The sequence below is a fragment of the Enterobacter sp. LU1 genome (genome assembly GCF_008271405.2).
GTDB classification, from domain to species: Bacteria; Pseudomonadota; Gammaproteobacteria; order Enterobacterales; family Enterobacteriaceae; genus Enterobacter; species Enterobacter hormaechei_C.
This window is the reverse complement of record NZ_CP043438.2, coordinates 4,405,361-4,427,129: the sequence shown is the minus strand read 5'-3', so window position 1 is coordinate 4,427,129 and position 21,769 is coordinate 4,405,361. Positions and strand designations below refer to the sequence as shown.

The following is a 21,769-nucleotide window of genomic DNA, read 5'->3' as shown; positions in this document are numbered from 1 at the left end:
GAGTGTGTGAAAAAAATACATCGCTCAAAATTACGCCAAAACGGACGGTGTTTTGTGATTTATATCACAATGTTAAGTTGGCTGTTTGTTTCCGGATTGTGATTTGATTCACAAAATATTTTTATGCAGATTTCTCCCGTATCCCCTCATGGCAGGAATGCGATACGCACACCTGCCTTTTTCCACGGCTTGATCCATACTGACCTCTTTGTGGGCATTAAGGATAAGCAATGAAACTCATCGGCAGTTATACCAGTCCTTTCGTGCGTAAGATTTCGATTCTCCTGCTGGAGAAAGGAATTGAATTTGAATTCGTGAATGAACAGCCCTACAACGCTGAGAACGGCGTTGCGCAGTACAACCCGCTGGGGAAAGTCCCGGCGCTGGTAACGGACGAGGGCGACTACTGGTTTGATTCCCCGATCATTGCGGAGTACATCGAGCTGCTTGGCGTTGCGCCAGCCATGCTGCCGGCGGACCCAAAAGCAGCGCTGGCGATGAAGCAAATTGAAGCCCTGGCGGATGGCATTATGGATGCGGCATTGACGTCCGTACGCGAGCAGGCAAGGCCCGCCGCCCAGCAGTCAGAAAATGAGCTGCTGCGCCAGCGCGAAAAAATCAGCCGCAGCCTGGATATGTGCGAACAGCTGATCCGCGACGGAAAAATTCAGAGCGATAGCCTGAATCTGGCGACGATCGCCATCGCCTGCGCCATTGGCTACCTCAATTTCCGCCGCGTCTCGCCGGGCTGGTGCGTGGATCGTCCGCTGCTGGTCAAACTGGCGGAGACGCTCTTCCAGCGCGAAAGTTTTGCCCGGACTGAACCACCAAAGGCTTGATGCGGGTTATAACACTTCCTGGCGGGAGGCGGTACAATCCCCCCACATGTTAACTCCCTCTCCCGTCGGGAGGGGGGAAGATATTTACTCGCCAGGCGTATTCATGACTACTCATCATTCCCTCTACAGCCAGATCCCCGCTACCGATCGTCTGCTTCGTGACCCGCGCATCACTGCGGTGCTGGAGCAGTTTGGCCATACTGCAACGGTCGACATGCTACGCCAGCTTCAGGACGATGCGCGTCGCCATATTCAGGCTGAGAACGCGCTACCCGGCTGGTGCGTGGCGTGGGAGCAGGAAGTTGAACGCAGGCTGAGCAAGCACGGGCAAAGCGCGTTGCGCCCGGTTATTAACCTGACGGGCACGGTTCTGCACACCAATCTGGGCCGGGCACAGCAGGCAGAAGAGGCAACAGAGGCCGTCACCCGTGCCATGCGCTCGCCGGTGACGCTGGAGTACGATCTGGACGGCGCCGGGCGTGGGCATCGCGATCGCGCACTGGCGGATCTTCTCTGCCAGATCACCGGCGCGGAAGATGCCTGCATTGTGAATAACAACGCGGCGGCGGTGCTGCTAATGCTGGCGGCCACCGCGAGCGGAAAAGAGGTTGTCGTCTCTCGCGGCGAGCTGGTTGAGATCGGCGGGGCGTTTCGTATTCCGGACGTCATGCGCCAGGCGGGCTGCACGCTGCATGAAGTGGGCACAACCAACCGTACCCATGCAAAAGATTATCGCGCGGCGGTGAATGAAAACACCGCCCTGCTGATGAAAGTGCATACCAGCAATTACCATATTGAGGGGTTCACCAAAACGGTGGAAGAGGCCGAACTGGCCGCCATCGGGCGCGAGCTAAACGTGCCGGTGATTGCCGATCTCGGCAGCGGGTCGCTGGTGGATATGCGCCAGTACGGTCTGCCGAAAGAGCCCATGGTGCAGGAAATGGTTGCCGCGGGCGTAAGCCTGGTCAGTTTCTCCGGTGATAAATTGCTGGGCGGGCCGCAGGCGGGGATTATCGTCGGCAGGCGCGAGCTGATTGCGCAGCTACAGCAGCACCCGCTGAAGCGCGCCCTGCGTGCCGATAAAATGACGCTGGCCGCGCTGGAAGCCACGCTGCGGCTCTATCTCCACCCGGAGAAACTGGCTGACCGCCTGCCCACGTTGCGTTTGCTGAGCCGTGATGCGGCCTCCATTCGCGCGCAGGCGGAAGCGCTACTGCCGCAGGTTGCTCCTCATTACCCTGAGTTTGACGTTCGTATCGAGCCTTGCCTGTCGCAAATTGGCAGCGGCTCGCTGCCGGTGGACAGGTTACCGAGCGAAGCGCTGACGTTCACCCCGCGCGACGGACGCGGAAGCCAGCTTGAGGCGCTGTCGGCGCGCTGGCGCGCATTACCGACGCCGGTGATTGGCCGGATCGGTGACGGGCGCATGTGGCTGGATTTACGCTGTCTGGAAGATGAAGTGCGGTTTCTGGAGATGATGTTGAAATGATTATTGCCACCGCCGGTCATGTTGACCACGGCAAAACCACGTTATTGCAGGCCATTACGGGCGTGAATGCCGATCGCCTGCCGGAAGAGAAAAAGCGCGGCATGACCATTGACCTGGGTTACGCCTACTGGCCGCAGCCCGACGGTCGCGTGCTGGGCTTTATCGACGTGCCCGGCCACGAGAAGTTTCTTTCCAATATGCTCGCGGGCGTGGGCGGGATCGATCACGCCCTGCTGGTGGTCGCGTGCGATGACGGGGTGATGGCGCAAACGCGCGAGCATCTGGCGATCCTCCAGCTGACGGGAAACCCGCAGTTGACCGTCGCCCTCACCAAAGCGGACCGTGTGGATGAGGCGCGTATCGACGAGGTGCGTGAAGAGGTGCTGGCGGCGCTGAGTGAGTACGGTTTTAGGGATGCCGCACTGTTTGTCACCGTGGCGACAGAAGGCCGCGGTATCGACGCTCTTCGCGACCATTTGCAGCAGATCCCGTCTCGTGAACATGCCAGCCATCACCGCTTCCGTCTGGCGATCGACAGGGCATTTACCGTGAAAGGGGCTGGGCTGGTGGTGACCGGCACCGCGCTGAGCGGCGAAGTGAACGTGGGCGATACCCTGTGGCTGACGGGCGTGAACAAACCGATGCGCGTGCGCGGGCTTCACGCGCAAAACCAGCCGGTGGAACAGGCCCACGCCGGGCAGCGTATCGCGCTGAATATTGCCGGTGATGCCGAAAAAGACCAGCTTAACCGCGGCGACTGGCTGCTGGCCGACGCGCCGCCGGAGCCTTCTGAACGGATCATCGTTTCTCTCCAGACCCATACCCCACTGACCCAGTGGCAGCCGCTGCATATCCACCACGCGGCCAGCCACATCACCGGACGCGTGTCGCTGCTGGAAAACGATCTCGCCGAACTGGTGTTCGACTCCCCGCTCTGGCTGGCGGATAACGACCGCCTGGTTCTGCGCGATATTTCGGCGCGGGAAACGCTGGCGGGCGCGCGCGTGGTCATGCTGGATCCGCCCCGTCGCGGCAAGCGTAAGCCCGAGTATTTACAGTGGCTGGCCGCACTGGCCCAGGCCCGCGATGATAAGTCTGCGTTAGATATCCACCTTGAGCGTGGTGCGGTGGATCTGGCGGCGTTCGCCTGGGCGCGCCAGCTCAGCAGCGAAGGATTGCGTCTTCTGACGCAGGAGCCAGGTTTTATTCAGGCCGGCAACAGCCTGCTGAACGCGCCGGTGGCGGCGCGCTGGCAGCGCAAAGTGCTGAGCACGCTGGCGACCTACCATGAACAGCATCAGGATGAGCCCGGCCCGGGCCGTGAACGTCTGCGGCGCATGGCGTTGCCCATGGAAGACGACGCGCTGGTGCTGTTGCTGATTGAAAACATGCGTGAAAGCGGCGTGATTGCAAGTCATCACGGCTGGCTGCACCTGCCGGCGCACAAGGCCGGTTTTACCGCTGAGCAGGACGCGGTCTGGCAAAAAGTGGCGGCGCTGTTTGGCGATGAACCGTGGTGGGTGCGCGATCTGGCGCGTGAAACCCATACCGATGAGCAGCTGATGCGTCAGGTACTGCGCCATGCGGCGCAGCAGGGGATGATTGTGGCGATCGTGAAAGATCGTTATTACCGCAACGATCGGATCGTGGCATTTGCGAACCTGATCCGGGAGCTGGATCAGGCGCGCGGATCAACCTGCGCCGCAGACTTCCGCGATCGGCTGAACGTAGGACGCAAACTGGCGATTCAGATCCTGGAGTATTTCAACCGCATCGGGTTTACGCGTCGTCGTGGCAATGACCATGTGCTACGCGACGCGCAGTTATTTCCCTAAGCGTTAAGCGCTGCGCGCCTGCTTCTGCTTAGCCAGCCAGACCGCGCCCAGCCTTCCCGCCTGGTTACCCAGCTCGCAGGGAAGGATGGGCACCCGGAGCGCTTCCCACTCCTCGAATCGCTGTAGGTATTTATCCAGCAGGAGATAGATTTTCTCCTGCTCGCTAATGCCGCCGCCAATCAGCACCGCCTGCGGATCAAACATGGAGATCACGCTGTAGATGCCCCGCGAGAGGAAATGCGCCCACTCTTCTATGGCCTCACGCAGATGCACGTCGCTGTCCATGCGTCTAAACAGCTCCTCACCGTCAGGCATCTCATCTTCCGACACGGCCAGCGCGCGGCGGCAGGCTTTCATCAGGCCGCTGGCGGACGCCACTTCGTGCATCGGCTCGCCGTTGTTGCCAACGGGCAGCACGCCAAACTCACCCGCCCGGTAGTGCGACCCACGGTAGAGATCGCCCTCCATGACGATACCGCCGCCGATGCCGGTGCCGATGGTGATGCAGACAAAATGCTCATAGTCCTTACCGGCGCCCTGCCAGCGTTCGCCCAGCGCCGCGCAGTTGGCGTCATTTTCGGTTGTTACGGGGAGATCGGTCAGCTGTGCGAAAAGCTCGCACAGGTTTTCACCGTCAAGGTAATCCAGTGCCCCGGCCTTGGCCGCTTCGCCGGTATGGTGATTGATGTGGCCCGGAAAACTCACGCCGATGCCGACGATCTCATGCTCCTGGCGGTACTTATCCACCACCGCTTTCCACTTCTGTTTGAAGGTGCTTTCATCGTCAGGCGTATCATATTCATCGGATGTCAGTTCTTCGCCGTTTTCGTTGATCACGCCGTGTTTGATGTGGGTTCCGCCCACGTCAAAGCCGATAAATAGCTGCATTGCATTGTTCCTCATGAGCCCCTGAGCTATTAAGTATGGCTCCGGCGGCAGAAACGAAACGTAAAGTACGGTAATCCGTGATACGGCTCGTAAACCCGTTACCGACTGGCGAGAAAATCACCAGCCGGAACTACCCTTGTTGTACACCTACTGCAAGGAGACGGTCATGACAAACAATCCTCCCTCATCGCGTATCCAGCCAGGCGAGTATGGTTTTCCTCTTAAGCTGAAGCCCCGCTATGACAACTTCATCGGCGGCGACTGGGTGGCGCCCGTCGACGGTGAGTACTATTCCAACCTGACGCCCGTTACCGGCCAGCCGCTGTGTGAAATTGCCAGTTCGGGCAAGCGGGATATCGATTTAGCGCTGGATGCGGCGCATAAGGCGAAAGATAAGTGGGGACAAACGTCCGTTCAGGACAGAGCGGCCATTTTGTTCAAAATCGCCGATCGGATGGAGCAGAATCTGGAGCTGCTGGCGACCGCGGAAACGTGGGACAACGGCAAGCCGATCCGGGAAACCATGGCGGCGGACGTGCCGCTGGCGATTGACCATTTCCGCTATTTTGCGTCCTGCATTCGTGCCCAGGAGGGGGGAATAAGTGAAGTTGACAAAGATACCGTGGCGTATCACTTCCACGAGCCGCTCGGCGTGGTGGGGCAAATTATTCCGTGGAACTTCCCGCTGCTGATGGCGAGCTGGAAAATGGCGCCCGCGCTGGCGGCGGGTAACTGCGTGGTGCTGAAACCTGCACGCTTAACGCCGCTTTCGGTACTGCTGCTGATGGAGGTGATTGGCGACCTGTTGCCGCCGGGGGTCATTAACGTGGTCAACGGGGCCGGGGGAGAGATCGGCGAATATCTGGCTACTTCAAAGCGTATTGCTAAAGTGGCGTTTACCGGCTCAACGGAAGTGGGTCAGCAGATCATGCAGTACGCGACCCAGAACATCATTCCGGTCACCCTGGAGCTGGGCGGGAAATCGCCGAACATCTTCTTTGCCGACGTGATGGATGAAGAGGACGCCTTCTTCGACAAAGCGCTGGAAGGGTTTGCGCTGTTCGCGTTCAACCAGGGTGAAGTCTGCACCTGTCCGAGCCGCGCGCTGGTGCAGGAATCCATTTATGAGCGCTTTATGGAGCGGGCGATCCGGCGCGTGGAGTCGATTCGCAGCGGTAATCCGCTGGATAACGTCACCCAGATGGGAGCGCAGGTATCGCATGGCCAGCTGGAAACCATCCTCAACTATATTGATATCGGTAAAAAAGAGGGGGCCGATGTGTTGACCGGCGGTCGTCGTAAGGTGCTGGGCGGCGATTTGCAGGAGGGTTACTACCTTGAGCCGACCATCCTGTTCGGTAAGAACAACATGCGCGTTTTCCAGGAGGAAATTTTTGGACCGGTGCTGGCCGTCACCACGTTTAAAACCATGGACGAGGCGCTGGAGCTCGCCAACGACACGCAGTATGGCCTGGGGGCGGGCGTCTGGAGTCGTAACGGTAATCTGGCCTATAAAATGGGCCGCGGCATTCAGGCCGGACGCGTATGGACAAACTGCTATCACGCCTATCCGGCTCATGCGGCGTTTGGCGGCTACAAGCAGTCGGGCATCGGGCGTGAAACCCATAAGATGATGCTGGAGCACTACCAGCAAACGAAATGTCTGTTAGTCAGCTACTCCGATAAACCGCTGGGGCTGTTTTAATCTCCGGGCTCAGGCCGTTCCGGGTGGGGTGACCTGAGCCGGGTTAAAGCCGGGTGGCGGCTTCGCCTTACCCGGCCTACTTTTTACTCCCTCTCCCGTGGGAGAGGGCTGGGGTGAGGGCAACAGGCCGCAGTTATTCAGCTTTCATCCACCCATATCCGCATTTCCCCTTCTCCCCGGTTTGCCCAGCTGAACCACGGAATAAAGGTCAGCGTCCGGGGCTGACGTTCTACCGGCGAGTGGTCGTACTGCCACAGGGCATCAGTGTCCTTCGCCTGACACCCGATCCCTTCCGCCTGTATCAACATCTTGTGCGCGAAAATGCCTTTGCCTTCAAATACCCGAAACGCGCTGTCCTGGGGCAAAGAAAGGTTATGCAGATTTGCGCCGTTATCGGCTTCTTCCAGGCAGTAAACCAGCGGTCCACGCTGCAATGCGACTTTCCCCGCCTGCTGGCGCACCTGCGGGTTGCCGTACACGCGGCGGACCGGCATCGGTAACGTCAGCGTCAGCGTGTCGCCTTCCTGCCAGCTTCGGTTGAGGTATAAGTATCCACGGGAGACCTCGCCTGTAATGGCCTGACCATTGAGCGAAACAGCCGGTTCCGCACACCAGTCCGGCAGCCTCAGGGCCAGCGTGTGAGTCACCGGAACTGGTGAGGTAATCTCGATTTTCACCTGCTCATGCCACGGATAGTTCCCGCTAATCCGCAGCTGGAGGATGTTATCCCCAACCGGAATGGCGACGTCGTTCCCCACGTACAGGTTGATCAACAGCGCGTCCGGGCGAACGGTATAAATGTAGTGCCCCAGCGAGGTCAGCACGCGCGCAATATTCGGCGGGCAACAGGCGCAGCCGAACCAGCGCTGGCGCACCGGTTTGACGTGGTCATAGATATGGTTAAAGGCCAGGGTTTTCGGGTGCACTTCCAGCGGATTCACATAAAAGAAATGCTTACCGTCCAGCGCCATGCCGCCCAGCACCGTGTTGTACAGCGCGCGCTCCATCACGTCGGCGTAGTGGCCGTCCGCCTCCATCTCCAGCATCCGGCGGGCAAACATCATCAGGCCGATGGAGGCGCAGCTTTCGGCGTAGACCGTATCGTTGGGCAGATCGTAATCGCTGCTGAACGCCTCGCCGCTGCTTTGGGAGCCAATCCCGCCGGTGATGTACAGCTGGCGCTGTGCCATGTTGTTCCACAGCCGCAGGCAATCCTGACGTTTCCCCTCGTCGCTGCTCAGGCGCGCCAGATGTGCCATGCCCGCCATCAGATAGACAAAACGCACGGCGTGGCCGATGGCCGTTTGTTGTTCCGCAAGGGGCAGATGCGCCTGGCTGTAAGCTTTGTCCTTGACCATCCACGCCGGGCCATAGGTGTTCCAGTATGACGTTCTGCCGCGCTTCTCGTATTCGATATCGTAGAAGTGAGGCTGCGCGCCGCGTTCCTCAATAAAGTATTTCACCAGATTGAGATAGCGTTGCTCCTGCGTGACGTCGTACAGCCGCATCAGCGCCAGCTCGATTTCCGGGTGGCCAGGGTAACCGTGCAGCTGGTTTTCGCCCGGGCCAAACACGCTGTCGATATGATCCGCCAGCCTGCACACCACGTCCAGCAGGCGGCGTTTTCCGGTTCCCTGGAAATACGCCACGCCCGCTTCAATCATATGTCCGGCGCAGTACAGTTCGTGGCATTCGGCCAGATTGGTCCAGCGCTCGGCCGGTGCTTTCACCGTGAAATAGGTATTGAGATAGCCATCTTCGCACTGCGCCGCTGCGACCAGCTCGATCACCTCGTCGGCGGTTTTTTCCAGTTCAGCATCCGGCTTCTGGCACAGCGACCACGCCACGGCTTCGAGCCATTTCGCCACGTCGCTGTCCTGAAAGACCATCCCGTAGAACTCCCCCTGTTCCAGACCGGCGGCGATGCGGAAGTTGGCGATGGCGTGGCTGGGTTCGGCCTCCGCCACGCGATCGTTAAGCGCATCCCACTGGTAGGGGATCACCACATCGCGGACCAGCCGTTGGTACTGACCAAGAAACGGGTCGTTGATTTTCAGCTGATGCAGGTCGGCTTCCATTATGGTCATATCGTTCTCCTCAGGACTGTACATGACGCTGGCGCAAATCGGTGGCAATGCGCGACATCACGGGATTGTTAAGCCTGCACCAGCGGATAGCGACCGCCAGCAGCAGGTGGAAAAGGGCAGGAAGCAGCGTCTCCATGGAGGTGATGCCCTGCAATGAGGCGGGTGTCTGGTTACCTGCGCCTGGCTGATAGGCCACGGCAATAAACACCAGGCTGATGATCCCGGCGCTGGATGCCCACGCGAGCTTGATGAAAAACAGATTGAAGGCGAAGTTCATCCCCGATGAGCGCACGCCGTTTTTCCATTCGCCGTAGTCATCGGCAAAGGCCATCAGCGAGAAGTGCAGCGGCAGGGTGAAGCCCAGGATCACGCCGTTACTTAAAATCACGATCAGCCAGAGCGTCTGGTGCGCCGGGCCACCCGGCAGGAACCACATTCCCACCGCAAGCGCAGCGAGTATCAGGTTGGTGTAGTAGTAGAGTTTGACGGTATCAATCCGCCGCGACAGCGGACTGACGATCACCGCGCCCAGAATAGCGGCAAAGGTCACCATGGTGAAAAACAGCGAGGTGTACGCCGTGCTGCCCTGAAGCACGTAGGTGATGAAGTACATGTATCCGCCGCCGCGAATGTTGAAGACGTTGATCAGCAGAAACGACATCACCAGCATCAGCAGCAGCTGATCGTTTTTCCGCAGGCCCGCCAGGTGCTCGCGCAGGGTGAATTTACCCATCAGCGCAAGCGGGACGCGCTCGCGCACCCAGAAGAAGCAGCACAGGAACATCACCACGGCGATGGTGCACAGCACGCCGACGCCCAGCTGATAACCCCGGGCGGTATTGCCCTGTCCCAGCTCTGACACCAGCCACGGCAGGCCAACGGAGACCAGAAAGCCCGCCACGCCGCACAGTACGAAGCGCCAGGACTGGCAGGATATAACCTCGTTGTGGCGGGTGGTCATGGTGTTGATCAGCGCGCAATATGGCACGTTGATGGCGGTATAGCCCACTGAAAGCAACAGATAGGTGCCGAACGCCCAGGCGATTTTCACGCCCATGCTGGCGTCCGGGACGGTGAAGGTCAGCACGCCGACGATCCCGATGGGAAGCGCGACCCACAGCTGCCAGGGACGAAAACGCCCCCAGCGGCTCTGCGTGCGGTCGGCAATCACGCCCATCACCGGATCGGAAATCGCGTCAAATACCCGAAGGGCAATAAACAGCGTGCCCACCAGCGCGGGCGTCAGGCCAAATACATCGGTATAGAAAAAGGTCAGAAAGTTCATGATCAGGCAGGTAATTACCGTGCCGCCCGCGTCGCCCAGGCCGTAGCCAATTTTCTCGCGGACTGACAGCCGGTCATCGGCTGCCTGTTTTGCAACTTCTGCGTCTGTAATCGGTGTGGAAGTCATGGGGTAACTCCTCGATAAACGATTTTTTATCGTATTTGTGCAAGGTACCCCATTTATTCTGCATTCAACGGGCAGACCAACAAGGGAAGGGAAAAGTATAAAAAGGTGACGATTCCGACCTGATGGTAAAACTGTGAGTTTGATCGAGCTGTTCTGCTGATATTTATTAATAATCAAGGGATAAAGACAATATTAGCCACCAAAAAAGCGGAAAAATGAATATCCATGCTTGAATTATCCATAGCACTTCCGATTAGAGTTCAAAATGGCGGGTTATTTATCTCCCGGGGCGTGGGCCGTCATCCCGCACGAAAATTATCTTCGTGGGAGATAATTTTTGTCGAAAAAGGGACATTAACGATCCAGGAGGAAAATACGCTGTTTGAGGTAAACGCTGGCGAGAGTTTATTACTTTGGCCGAAGCGGCGGCATGTCGGCGTGGAAGATTTTCCGGGCGATCTCAAATTTTACTGGCTGCATTTTGAGGTGGATGAACGCTTGCCGGTGTTGCCAGGCGCGACGCCGCTGTCGATTGAGCAACACTGTAGCGTGCGGGATCCGCAATATGTTATTGCGTTATTCCGTCAGTTTTTAAGCGAGCAGGAAAAATTACAGCGTAGCCAGGCGCTGGAGATAATTTTGCTGTTAATTTTGCAGCAGATATCGCTCTCGCCGGGATATGAAGATAAAGCGGATGATGCGGGCGCAGCAATGGCGTGGAAGGCCAAGCAGCTTATCCGCACGCACTTTCATTTGCCCCTGTCCACTTCGCAGCTGGCAAAAGAGCTGCACTGCAACGCAGATTACCTGGGGCGGGTATTTCGTCGGACGTTTCATTTAACCCTGACGGAGGCAATTCACCGCCAGCGCGTCAGGGCCGCTGAAAAACTGCTGCTGAACGATGCGGCCTCATTAACTGAAGTGGCCGCCCGGTGCGGTTTTAATGACGTGGGTTATTTCCGGCAAATATTCTCAAAACATACCGGGTTAACGCCCGCCGTCTGGAAACGGCGGTACTGTAAAGAGCATATTAATTCCGGATGATCACTGGCCGTAATAGGCATTTGCGCCATGCTTGCGCAGGTAATGCTTCTCCAGCAATTCCTGCTGCATAACCGGAAGCTGAGGTGCAAGCTGGCGCGAGAAAAGCCCCATATAGGCGCACTCTTCCAGCACCACGGCATTGTGTACCGCATCGGCAGCGTCTTTGCCCCAGGCAAACGGGCCGTGAGAATGAACCAGCACCGCCGGGACCTGCATCGGGCTTATGTCGCGCTCCTCGAAGGTTTTGATAATGACTTCCCCCGTCTGGTATTCATATTCACCCGCGATTTCAGCCGGGGTCATCAGCCGCGTGCAGGGGATCGCACCGTAGAAATAGTCCGCGTGCGTCGTGCCCCACGCGGGTAAATCCTGCCCCGCCTGCGACCAGATGGTGGCGTGGCGGGAATGGGTATGCACAATGCCGCCAATTTCCGGGTAACGACGATACAGCGCGAGATGGGTCGGAGTGTCGGAGGAGGGTTTTTTACTCCCCTCGACCACTTTACCCGTGGCGATATTTACCACCACCATATCTTCTGCGGTCATCACGTCGTACTCCACGCCGGATGGTTTGATCACCATCATGCCGCTGGCACGGTCAACCGCGCTGACGTTGCCCCAGGTGAACGTCACCAGCTGGTGGGCGGGCAGGGCGAGATTTGCCGCCAGCACCTCGGCTTTAAGTTGTTCTAACATGTCATGCCTCCTTCCTGCATTCGGGCTTCAATCCAGCGGCGCGCCTGGATGATCTCCAGCACCGGCTCTTTGGCTTTCTCGGTCCACATTTCAATCAGAAATGCGCCGCGATAGTTAAGTTGATTCAGCGTATTAAACACGCCAACGAAATCGACGCAGCCCTCGCCAAAGGGCACATCGCGGAACTGTCCGGGGCTTTTTTCGGTAACGGGCCGGGTATCTTTCAGGTGGATAGCGGCGATGCGGTCAATGCCCAGCGTCAGCTCGGCGGTGACGTCGTTGCCCCACGCGCTCAGGTTGCCGACGTCCGGGTAAACGCTGAACCACGGCGAGGCGAGCATGTCGTCCCACTTTTTCCACTTGCTGATGGAGTTCATAAACGCAGTGTCCATGATCTCTACCGCCAGCATTACCTGCGCGGCGGCAGCCTGCTCTACGGCCCACGCCAGCCCTTCGGCAAAGCGCTGTTGCGTGCCCTCGTCGTGCTCCTCGTAGTACACGTCATAACCCGCAAGCTGGATGGTGCGAATACCCAAATCACGGGCCAGCCGGATGGCTTTGGTCATGATCTCGCGGGCGCGTTCGCGCACGATTTCATCGCGGCTGCCAAACGGGAAGCGACGATGGGCAGACAAGCACATCGACGGGATGGCCACGCCGGTCTCCAGCATCGCTTCCACCAGAGAGGCGCGCTGCGTGGTACTCCATTCAAGGCGCGATAAACGCTCGTCGGTCTCATCCACCGACATCTCCACAAAATCGAAGCCGCAGCTTTTTGCCAGAACCAGGCGCTCCGGCCAGGAGAGATCTTTTGGCAGCGCTTTTTCGTAAATGCCTAACGGATGCTGACGCATGGTTACTCTCCCCAGATGTCGCGGATTTGCGAATGGAATGCCTGTGCCACCTGCGGCGGATTATCGGCGCCTGCCAGCGCGCGACCGGCAATGAAGGCTTTGACGTTGATCTGCTTAAACAGCGGCAGGTCGGCGGGGGTGATACCGCCAGTGATGGAAAGCTGTAGCCCGATATCGGACAGCGCCTTCATTTTGCTGAGATCCGCCTCGCCCCACTGCTGGCCGCTGGCCTGTGCGTCGCGCCCGCGGTGGTAAATCGCCTGCTTCACCCCGATGCGGTGCCACGCGCGGGCGTCGTCCAGCGTCCAGTTGCCAAACAGCTCCATCTGGATCTCGCCGCCGCCGCGCAGTGCGACCTCGTGACCACGTTCAACGGTGGCCAGCGGGGCGGCACAGATGATGGTCATCCAGTTTGCGCCTGCGCCAAACGCCTGCTCAGCCAGCGTTTCTCCGGCATCGGCGACTTTCCAGTCCGCCACGATAATTTTATCCGGACACTGCGCACGCAGGGCGCGAACGGCGTTTAGCCCTTCGGTCAGGCACAGGATGGTACCGGCTTCGACGATGTCGACGTGATCGGAAAGCGTCGCGACATCGCGCTGCGCGGCCTGAAGCGAGGTGTGGTCGAGCGCCAGCTGCAATAATGGTCGGCTCATAGGTCGTACTCCTTAACACGGGCGTGATAGCCCTGTAATGCTGAAATCAGTAGCTGGTAACGGTGATATTTGCGCTGGTAGGCGGCATGAGCACACATGTCAGGTTCAATCATCCGGATGTCATGCCTGAGGGCGCGCTGAGCGGCGTAAAAATCGGGATAGAGGCCTGTACCGACGAGCGCGGCCAGCGCCGCACCGGAACAGCCGGTCTCTTCCACCTGCGGGAGTTCAATCGCCAGGCCGCTGACGTCCGCGAGCATCTGCATCCACACGTCCGAATGGGTGGGGCCGCCCGTCACGCGCAGGGCCTGCACGTGGGGAAAGCGTTCGAGCATACGGTTGAGGTGGGTCATGTGGCTGAATACCACCCCTTCATAAACCGCCTGGAGGAGGTGCGCGCGGGTATGCAGCGCCTGCAAGCCATAGAAGCCGCTGGTCATCTCCAGCCCGGCGTTGCTGCCGTAGAGGAAAGGCAGGAAGAACACATCGCTTTCAGCTTTTGGCAGGCTGGCCACGGCGTGGTTAATCTCATCGAATGACATATCGCCCCATTGGGCCGTCAGCCATTCCAGGTTGCCGGACGACGTGGGGCTGGCTTCATGAACGATGAACTGCTGCGGATGGACGTAGCGGCCATAGACGTAGGGGAAAGGCTCGTTGTCGCGGATGCCGTGGGCAATCCCACTGGTTACGGCCCAGGTCCCCATTACGGCATTCAGCGTATGTTCGTCATGCAGCCCGGCGCAGATCGCGGTGGAAACCACATCAAACAGTCCACCAACGACGGGAGTACCCGCCGTGAGACCGGTCAGTGCGGCTGCCTGAGCGGTGATTTCCCCGCAAATTTCTGCTGAACCGATAATAGGCGGCAGGGCACCGTCAATGTCGCTGATGCCGAGCCAGCGCGTGAGCTGCGGATCGTACTGCCCGGTATTCATGTTGTAGAGATTGGATTCCGAGATGTTGCTCTCTTCGCAGCCTTTGACCCCGGTCAGACACCAGCGCAGGTAATCGTGCGCCATCATCACGCTGCCAATTTGCTGATACCGCTGCGGCTCGTTCTCTTTAACCCAGCGCAGGAGTGAGGCCGGATGCCCCGTCCACAGCGTCTGGCGAGTATGCGGATAGAGCTTTTCGGGTATACCGTCCTGCTGCCAGCGTTGCACGATCTCCAGCGCACGGCGATCGGAGGAGAGTATGGCGTTACCCAGGGGGCGATCCTGTTTATCGAGCAGAAACAGCCCCTTGCCCTGGGCTGAAATGCCAACGCCTTTGATCTGACCGCCGTCAGCGCCTGAATTTTTGAGCAGCAGGGCGACAGTTTTGTGGCAGTGCTGCCAGAGCTGGTGCATATCCCGCTCGGCGTAGCCGGCGCGGGGGCTGAGCGTGGCCACTGAGCGGCGTTCAATACAGACTTCTTTGCCCTGGCTGTTGTATAAACCGGCTTTCAGATAAGTACCGCCACAATCGATACCCAGCCAGAAGGGCTCTTTTTCACTCATCTTCTTCTCGCTTAATTGCCGGGTGGCGCTTCGCTTACCCGGCCTACGGTTTGGTTTAGTGGGTCAGGTGAGGGCCTCAGGCCGCACGTTTATGTGGAGTCACCGTGGGGTTGGGCTCTGCTCCGGCATCGCATTTCGCCGGTAACAGCAGGGCCAGCAGCGATGCCAGCGCCAGCGAAACTGCCAGGCAGTAAACGCCTGCGTCTTTGCTGTACAGGGTGATCAGTACGCCTACCGCATAAGGACCGCAGAACCCGCCGAGGTTGCCCAGGGCATTAATCACGCCGCGAGCGCCACCCGCCATCTCAGCGCTGAACAGACGCGCCGGTATGGTCCAGAACACCCCCGCTGCGGATTGCAGGAAGAAGCCACAGCCCACCAGCGCGGCATAGGCCAGCCAGGTGTGCTCTTTCAGCGCCACGGAGAGGAACATGCAGAGCGCAAAGCCAATCAATGGCAGGGAGACAAACAGCTTGCGCTTGCCGGTGCGGTCAGAGAGCGAAGAGAACAGGAACATACCGGCAATAGCGCCGATGTAAGGCAGAATGGCGAGCATTCCCACCTGGCCGATGCTGGTGTGCGTCAGCTCCTTCAGAATGGTGGGCAGCCAGAGGGTGTAACCGTAAATGCCAGTCTGGTAGAAGAAGTTGAGGGCGATCAGCTGCCACATGGTTTTGTCAGACAGCACCGCGCTGAGCGAGGCGTTTTTCACCTCTTTACCCGCAATGGCCTGCTGCTCTGCCGCCAGCGTTTGTACCAGGTAGTTTTTCTCGGCCTCAGAGATCCAGCGTGCTTCCTGCGGTCGGTCGTAGACGGTGAACGCCCACAGCACCAGCACAACAACGGACATCAGACCTTCAATAATGAACAGCCAGCGCCAGTCGAGAGCGGTAATAATCCAGCCCGACAGCGGGGCGGTGATGATCCCGGCGATGGGCACGAACATGATCACAATCGCGTTGGCGCGGCCGCGCTCGGCATCCGGGAACCAGTTACTGATCATCGTGAGCACAACGGGCAGCATCCCACCTTCCGCCACGCCGAGTAAGAAGCGCAGCACCAGCAGCTGATACTGGTTGGTCACAAGCCCGGTCAGAACCGAGATCACCGCCCAGGCAACCAGCGACCAGCCGATAAACTTCTTACCGCTGCCGTGCACGGCAATTTTGCCGCCGGGAACTTGCAGGAACAAATAGCCGATAAAAAAGATCCCCCCCGCCAGGCCCGCCATCGTGGCGGAAATGCCCAGCTCTTCATCCATACCGCCGGGCATCGCAAAAGCTATATTTACGCGGTCCATATAGGAAATAATGCAGGCGATAAGAATAGGGGGAATGATCCTTAGCCAGCGCTGGCGCGGAATGTCCGCGTGTAGAGCATTTGAAGAAATATTCATAGTTAATATCTCATTGAAGGTAACCGGAAAATGTATTCTTTATTTTTATTGTGACGCTTTATTCATAGCGCTAATGCCGTCGCGCAAAATAGCGATGCGATGGCTGACGTCAGCATTAGCATTTATTTCCAGTAATTTAATACCGGAGAATTTCAATGTTGCGGCGCTCGCCGCAGTAAACAGCGTTTTTACATGTTCAGTGGACATGAGACTGTCGGCGCAGAACGAAGAAAACGGCGCGTGCAGATCCTGCCATTCTCCATACTCACCGTGAGGGGTCGTGCCCGAAAACATCAGCGCCCCCAGCTTCCCGGCAGCGAGTGCCGCCTGAACATGTTCCAGCGGAAGGGCGGTGTTGCGACCTTCGATGGCCGAACGTGCCCAGTTGATACAGACGCTGATATCGGTCTCTTTCACTACCTCCAGCACCTGCTCTAAGGGCAAGAACCCTTTACGCGGCGCCGGGCCATTCATCGCATCACAGTGTTCCAGCACCAGATCGCAGCCCCAGTCCCAGCTCGCGATTTCCCGTACTGAGCGGGAGAATGCTTCTGTCGCTTGCTCGACAGAATCATTACCCGCCTGCGGTGCGGCCTGCATTTCCAGAGCGATCACTTTCCCGGGAAAGCGGGTATTAACGGCATCAATCTTTTGATGCAGATGGCGGTAATATTCAATACACGCTTTACGCTGTTCTTCGTCCGCGGACGCCAGGCCAAACGCGCCGTTGCTGCCGCGGCGGCGCATGGTTTCCATAACGGCTGTGACAACGATCTGCCAGTCGCCCGGCGTATGACAAAACAGCCATTCATCACCAAACGGATGGAGGTTTTCAAGGCAAGGTTGTTCCAGCCCGCGAATATTTGGCGTGTCGGAAAGTTCCCGCCAGAAGGCGTGTTCTTCCTGCTCCCCTTTCTGGTGAAACGAAGGTGCGCAGGGGTACGCACCAATAATAAAACCGGTGTTGGTCATTTCGCATTCCTGTATTTATCAGAAAATTAATCTAATTCGCTGATGGCCACTTTCACCACAATTTTACGAATTGCGGATCCCTTGTTTTTAATACAGGCAGGACGATGAACATCCTGCGGGAAAAATATGGCGTAACTGCCAGGTATCATTTCGATAAATGACTCATGTTCGCTGTCGTGATAAAAAATAATATCCCGTTGCTCCAGCAATGATTCGCTGATTTTGTTATTCCCGGTATCAATAGCAATACCGATTTTTTCTTCGCCCCAGGCCAGAAACTGGATATCCAGATAGCGGCGATGGACTTCAGGGCGGTTCTCGTGTTGTTCCTTTGTGGTGAGGTCGAGAACCTGGGCAAAAATGTTGCGGCCTTCAATTTCGATCACGCCCGGCGCCAGGGTGGTGAAATCCGTGGTACGCAGAAAATTAAGCGCCTTTTCTATCGCCAGCGGCAGGCGACATGGATTTGGCTGTGCAATATGTCCGAATATCATGACCCACTCCTTACAGAGACTGGATTTTCGCCCACACACTGTCGTCAACCGTGATGCCGTTGCGGCGATTCTCCTCCAGCAGGCGTGTGAACTCATGGCCTGGCAGACGGACGGCGACATTTTCATCAGCGCGTTCTGCGGTGGTGATGAAGTCCATGATGCGCTGTAGTTTGGCATCGCGGGTTGGACCGTCGATCAGGCGATCCACTTCGATGGCGATAAAGATCTGCGATACGCCGTATTCGTCGCTGTTGTCCTGGGTCACTTCCGCGACGGACGCGCCGTCAGAGAGCAGGGTGGCGATCATGTCGAGCACAATCGACAAGCCGGAACCTTTCCAGTAGCCCATGGGCAGAATGCGACGGTTTTTCTCAATCACGCCCGGCTCTCTGGTCAGATTGCCTTCATCGTCAAAGCCGCCGTCGACCGGTAATTCGCGTCCGGCCAGGCGATTCACCTCCAGCATGCCGTAGGAGAACATCGACATCGACATATCGACCATGGTGATTGGATTCGACGGGATAGCGACGATCAGCGGGTTTGTGCCGATGCAGCATTCTTTTGATCCCCACGCGGGCATCACGGCAATAGAGTTGGTCCAGCAGATGCCGATATAGCCTTTCTCCGCCGCCTGCCAGCCGTAGCTGCCGCCGCGCATCCAGTGGTTAGCGTTACGCAGCGCCACCAGGCCGATCCCGTGATCGGACGCCAGCTCGGTAGCACGGTCCATCATCTTCTTCGCCGTCAGGTTGCCGATGGAACGCTGGGCATCCCACTGTTCGATGGCACCTAATGTCGTTACGCGTTTCGGCTGGGCGTCAGGGATGATGTCGCCTGCGTCAAGCTGCTGAATAAATCGCGGGAAGCGGTTGACGCCGTGTGAATAAACGCCGGACTCCGTGGTGCGGGCGAACATCTCGGCGCAGGCGTCTGCGGTATCCGCTTTTACACCGCGATCGAGCAGAACCCGATTGAACGCCGCTTTCAACTCTTCGAAGGTCACTTTCATCCCTGTTCTCCTGTTTTTTTAGGGGCAAGTGCGAGTGCTTTTTTATCGCTAAATTTCACTATACGAAATCTGATTTCAAATATAACGATCAAATTTTGTCAGATCAACGACATTCACGTTTTTCAAAATCGATTAAAATCAAATGGTTGTGTTTTTTCTGTTGAGATCGTGAACTAAACCACACTTTGCGCTACCATCAGGGCGCGATAAACAGGAGCCATTTGATGAGCATAAAAGAGAGCGAAATGACGCAAGAAAAAGAGAGGCCAGCAGGTAGCCAGAGCTTGTTTCGCGGCCTGATGCTGATTGAAATCCTCAGTAACTATCCGAACGGGTGTCCGCTTGCGCATTTATCAGAACTGGCGGGGCTGAATAAAAGCACCGTGCACCGGTTATTGCAGGGGTTGCAGTCGTGCGGGTACGTGACGCCGGCGCCGGCGGCAGGGAGCTATCGTCTGACCACCAAATTTATCGCCGTCGGGCAAAAGGCGCTTTCATCGCTCAATATTATTCACGTGGCGGCGCCGCACCTCGAGGCGCTGAACATTGCCACCGGCGAAACGGTCAACTTCTCCAGCCGTGAAGATGATCACGCGATCCTGATTTATAAGCTTGAGCCGACAACCGGTATGCTGCGCACGCGCGCATATATCGGCCAGCATATGCCGCTCTATTGTTCTGCGATGGGCAAAATCTATATGGCGTTTGGCCATCAGGATTACGTGGCGAGCTACTGGGAAAGCCACCAGGAACAGATCCAACCTTTGACCCGCAACACCATCACCGAACTGAGCGCGATGTATGATGAGCTGGCGGAAATTCGCGATCACAGTATGGCGATGGATAAAGAAGAGAACGAACTGGGTGTGTCATGTATCGCCGTGCCGGTCTTTGATATTCACGGGCGCGTGCCCTATGCCATCTCCATTTCGCTGTCGACGTCGCGCATGAAGCAGGTGGGTGAGAAAAACTTGCTAAAACCGCTGCGTGACACGGCGGAAGCTATCTCGAAAGAACTGGGGTTTAACGTGCGCGAGGCGTAACTGATGAACCGATTTATTCTGACGGATCCAGAAAAATGTATCGGGTGCCGCACCTGTGAGGTGGCGTGCATGATGTCGCATCAAAGCAGCGCCACGCCAGAAGCGCTTACGTCACGGATCCGCGTGGTTAAGGGGGGTACCTTCACCACGGCCGTGGGCTGCCACCAGTGTGAAGATGCGCCCTGCGCGAATGTCTGCCCGACGGGGGCCATTCACCGTGCTGCGGGAGCCTGGCTCGTTGAGCAGGCTCGCTGTATCGGCTGCAAAAGCTGTATGGTGGCGTGCCCGTTCGGGGCAATGCAGGTTCGGGTCGTGGAAGATCGCGTTCAGGCGCTGAAATGTGATTTGTGCGCGCATCGCGAGGGCGGTCCCGCCTGCGTCGAAGCCTGTCCCACCCACGCGCTGCGCTGCATAGACCCCGCCAGATTACGCGCGGAACGGCTGCGTAATCTGGCCTGAGGTTTTATTAACCGGCTTCGCGCCAGGCGTTCTCAATCTCTTCGGCGAGAATTTTCACACCCGCTTCGATTTTTTCCGGGTCCGGGACGTAGTTCATGCGCATGCACTGGTGCGTGTGCGGCCACGGCTTATCCAGCCCCGGGAAGAAGTAATCCCCTGGCACCATCAGTACGCCACGTTTTTTCAGACGCTGATAAAGCAGCTCTGTCGTAATGGGCAGATCCTTAAACCACAGCCACAGGAAAATTGCCCCTTCCGGTTTATGGATCAGGCAGCGTTCTTCCGGTAAGTAGCGGCGAAGGATGGCAATAGTTTCCTGAACGCGCTGAGAGTAAAACGGCTTAATCACCTCATTCGACAGGCGCAGCAGGTCGTTACGCCTGATCATCTCGCACATCATCGCCGGGCCGATGCCGCCAGGAGAAAGGCTAATAATGCCGTTCATGTTGGTAATGGCGGTGATGATTTTCTCGTTAGCAATGATAATGCCGCAGCGGCTGCCCGGCAGGCCCAGCTTGGAGAGGCTCATGCAGAGGATGATATTCGGGTTCCATAGCGGACGCGCTTCGCTGAAGATGATCCCCGGGAACGGTACGCCATAGGCATTATCGATCACCAGCGGGATGCCGTGCTGATTCGCCAGCGCATCCAGCTTCATCAGCTCGTCGTCGGTGATCACGTTGCCCGTCGGGTTGGTGGGACGTGATACGCAGATCATGCCCGTCTCTTCACCGATATGCAGATGTTCAAAATCGACGTGATATTTGAACTGGCCCTCTGGCAGCAACTCGATATTCGGACGTGCGGAAACAAACAGGTCTTCTTCGAGGCCGGCATCGGCATAGCCGATATACTCCGGTGCCAGCGGGAACAGCACTTTTTTCGTGGTGCCGTCGGCGCGGCGTCCGGCGAACAGATTGAATAAGTAGAAAAACGCGCTCTGACTGCCGTTTGTCAGTGCAATATTCTGTGGTTCGATATCCCAACCCAGCGCTTCCCGCAGCATTGCCGCCAGAAGCGTCAGTAGTTCTGTTTTACCCTGAGGGCCGTCGTAATTACATAGCGCATCGGTTGCTTTACCGTTTTCCAGCATCTCTGCCAGCAGCGTCTGGAAGTAGGTGTTCATCTCCGGAATTTGAGCCGGGTTTCCGCCACCAAGCATGATAGCGCCTGGGGTGCGCAGCCCGTCGTTGAGGTCCTCCATCAGGCGGGTAATGCCTGAATGGCGGGTAAATTTGTCGCCGAATAGTGAAAACGTCATAGCAGGTGATCTGTCGGGCTTAATATGAAAGGCAGTAACCATAACGCCAGCACCGTGTTGGTGCAAATCGGCGAATGTGGTCGGATTTGTTGTTTTATGTGGTAGGTTTGTATTTGTGTGGTGAATTGT

The 21,769-nt window shown here is 57.6% G+C and carries 19 protein-coding genes; 7 read left to right on the top strand and 12 right to left on the bottom strand.

From position 1 onward, the window contains the following. The first annotated feature begins 230 nt into the window (after positions 1-230). The 3 genes from FZF21_RS21180 (at position 231) to selB (ending at position 4,163) form a co-directional block, all read left to right on the top strand. The gene (locus FZF21_RS21180) at positions 231-839 is read left to right on the top strand and encodes a glutathione S-transferase (RefSeq protein WP_015572763.1); all 609 of its coding nucleotides are present in this window, start codon (positions 231-233) and stop codon (positions 837-839) included. A 103-nt stretch (positions 840-942) separates the two neighbouring features. Beyond that, a complete protein-coding gene (gene selA, locus FZF21_RS21175) occupies positions 943-2,328 on the top strand; it encodes an L-seryl-tRNA(Sec) selenium transferase (RefSeq protein WP_023304616.1) in 1,386 nt (461 codons plus the stop codon). After that, positions 2,325-4,163: a selenocysteine-specific translation elongation factor gene (gene selB, locus FZF21_RS21170; RefSeq protein ID WP_047736585.1), complete on the top strand. Its 1,839-nt coding sequence runs from the start codon at positions 2,325-2,327 to the stop codon at positions 4,161-4,163. The genes selA and selB overlap by 4 nt, the downstream gene beginning before the upstream one ends. A gap of 3 nt (positions 4,164-4,166) precedes the next feature. On the opposite strand, the gene FZF21_RS21165 is transcribed toward selB, so the two are convergent. Then, the gene (locus FZF21_RS21165; RefSeq protein ID WP_015572761.1) at positions 4,167-5,051 is read right to left on the bottom strand and encodes an ROK family protein; all 885 of its coding nucleotides are present in this window, start codon (positions 5,049-5,051) and stop codon (positions 4,167-4,169) included. 166 nt (positions 5,052-5,217) lie between these two features. On the opposite strand from FZF21_RS21165, the gene aldB reads away from it, so the two are divergent. Then, positions 5,218-6,756, top strand: coding sequence for an aldehyde dehydrogenase AldB (gene aldB, locus FZF21_RS21160; protein WP_006808612.1), 1,539 nt, complete (start codon positions 5,218-5,220; stop codon positions 6,754-6,756). A 137-nt stretch (positions 6,757-6,893) separates the two neighbouring features. Here aldB and FZF21_RS21155 read toward each other — a convergent pair whose 3' ends face one another. Together FZF21_RS21155 and FZF21_RS21150 are read right to left on the bottom strand one after the other, a co-directional pair. Continuing rightward, positions 6,894-8,843 (bottom strand): glycoside hydrolase family 127 protein, encoded by a 1,950-nt coding sequence (locus FZF21_RS21155; RefSeq protein WP_045142690.1) that lies wholly within the window; start codon positions 8,841-8,843, stop codon positions 6,894-6,896. 10 nt (positions 8,844-8,853) lie between these two features. Further along, positions 8,854-10,254, bottom strand: coding sequence for an MFS transporter (locus tag FZF21_RS21150; RefSeq protein ID WP_045329326.1), 1,401 nt, complete (start codon positions 10,252-10,254; stop codon positions 8,854-8,856). Between the two features lie 225 nt (positions 10,255-10,479). On the opposite strand from FZF21_RS21150, the gene FZF21_RS21145 reads away from it, so the two are divergent. Continuing rightward, positions 10,480-11,298 carry a helix-turn-helix domain-containing protein gene (locus tag FZF21_RS21145; protein ID WP_032649828.1) on the top strand — a complete coding sequence of 273 codons (819 nt, stop codon included), beginning with the start codon at positions 10,480-10,482 and terminating at the stop codon, positions 11,296-11,298. Here FZF21_RS21145 and araD read toward each other — a convergent pair whose 3' ends face one another. From araD to yiaK, 8 genes are all read right to left on the bottom strand, one after another. After that, positions 11,299-11,994 (bottom strand): L-ribulose-5-phosphate 4-epimerase, encoded by a 696-nt coding sequence (gene araD / locus FZF21_RS21140; protein ID WP_047736587.1) that lies wholly within the window; start codon positions 11,992-11,994, stop codon positions 11,299-11,301. Then, positions 11,988-12,848: an L-ribulose-5-phosphate 3-epimerase gene (locus FZF21_RS21135; RefSeq protein WP_045616101.1), complete on the bottom strand. Its 861-nt coding sequence runs from the start codon at positions 12,846-12,848 to the stop codon at positions 11,988-11,990. Before FZF21_RS21135 ends, araD begins: the two co-directional genes overlap by 7 nt. A 2-nt stretch (positions 12,849-12,850) precedes the next feature. Further along, positions 12,851-13,504 carry a 3-keto-L-gulonate-6-phosphate decarboxylase UlaD gene (ulaD, locus tag FZF21_RS21130; RefSeq protein ID WP_047052152.1) on the bottom strand — a complete coding sequence of 218 codons (654 nt, stop codon included), beginning with the start codon at positions 13,502-13,504 and terminating at the stop codon, positions 12,851-12,853. Beyond that, a complete protein-coding gene (locus FZF21_RS21125) occupies positions 13,501-15,006 on the bottom strand; it encodes an FGGY-family carbohydrate kinase (protein WP_058685864.1) in 1,506 nt (501 codons plus the stop codon). The genes ulaD and FZF21_RS21125 overlap by 4 nt, the downstream gene beginning before the upstream one ends. A gap of 76 nt (positions 15,007-15,082) precedes the next feature. Further along, entirely contained in the window at positions 15,083-16,402 is a 1,320-nt protein-coding gene (locus tag FZF21_RS21120; RefSeq protein ID WP_022652031.1) for an MFS transporter, read from the bottom strand. Between the two features lie 45 nt (positions 16,403-16,447). After that, positions 16,448-17,374: a DUF4862 family protein gene (locus tag FZF21_RS21115; protein ID WP_048219336.1), complete on the bottom strand. Its 927-nt coding sequence runs from the start codon at positions 17,372-17,374 to the stop codon at positions 16,448-16,450. Positions 17,375-17,400: 26 nt separating this feature from the next. Then, positions 17,401-17,868 carry a YhcH/YjgK/YiaL family protein gene (locus tag FZF21_RS21110; protein ID WP_015572753.1) on the bottom strand — a complete coding sequence of 156 codons (468 nt, stop codon included), beginning with the start codon at positions 17,866-17,868 and terminating at the stop codon, positions 17,401-17,403. A gap of 10 nt (positions 17,869-17,878) precedes the next feature. Next, positions 17,879-18,877 (bottom strand): 3-dehydro-L-gulonate 2-dehydrogenase, encoded by a 999-nt coding sequence (yiaK, locus tag FZF21_RS21105; RefSeq protein WP_015572752.1) that lies wholly within the window; start codon positions 18,875-18,877, stop codon positions 17,879-17,881. A 224-nt stretch (positions 18,878-19,101) separates the two neighbouring features. On the opposite strand from yiaK, the gene yiaJ reads away from it, so the two are divergent. Then, entirely contained in the window at positions 19,102-19,920 is an 819-nt protein-coding gene (gene yiaJ / locus FZF21_RS21100) for an IclR family transcriptional regulator YiaJ (protein WP_015572751.1), read from the top strand. 3 nt (positions 19,921-19,923) lie between these two features. After that, positions 19,924-20,379: a 4Fe-4S dicluster domain-containing protein gene (locus tag FZF21_RS21095; RefSeq protein ID WP_023295598.1), complete on the top strand. Its 456-nt coding sequence runs from the start codon at positions 19,924-19,926 to the stop codon at positions 20,377-20,379. Positions 20,380-20,386: 7 nt separating this feature from the next. On the opposite strand, the gene avtA is transcribed toward FZF21_RS21095, so the two are convergent. Continuing rightward, entirely contained in the window at positions 20,387-21,640 is a 1,254-nt protein-coding gene (gene avtA, locus FZF21_RS21090) for a valine--pyruvate transaminase (protein WP_015572749.1), read from the bottom strand. Positions 21,641-21,769 lie beyond the last annotated feature (129 nt).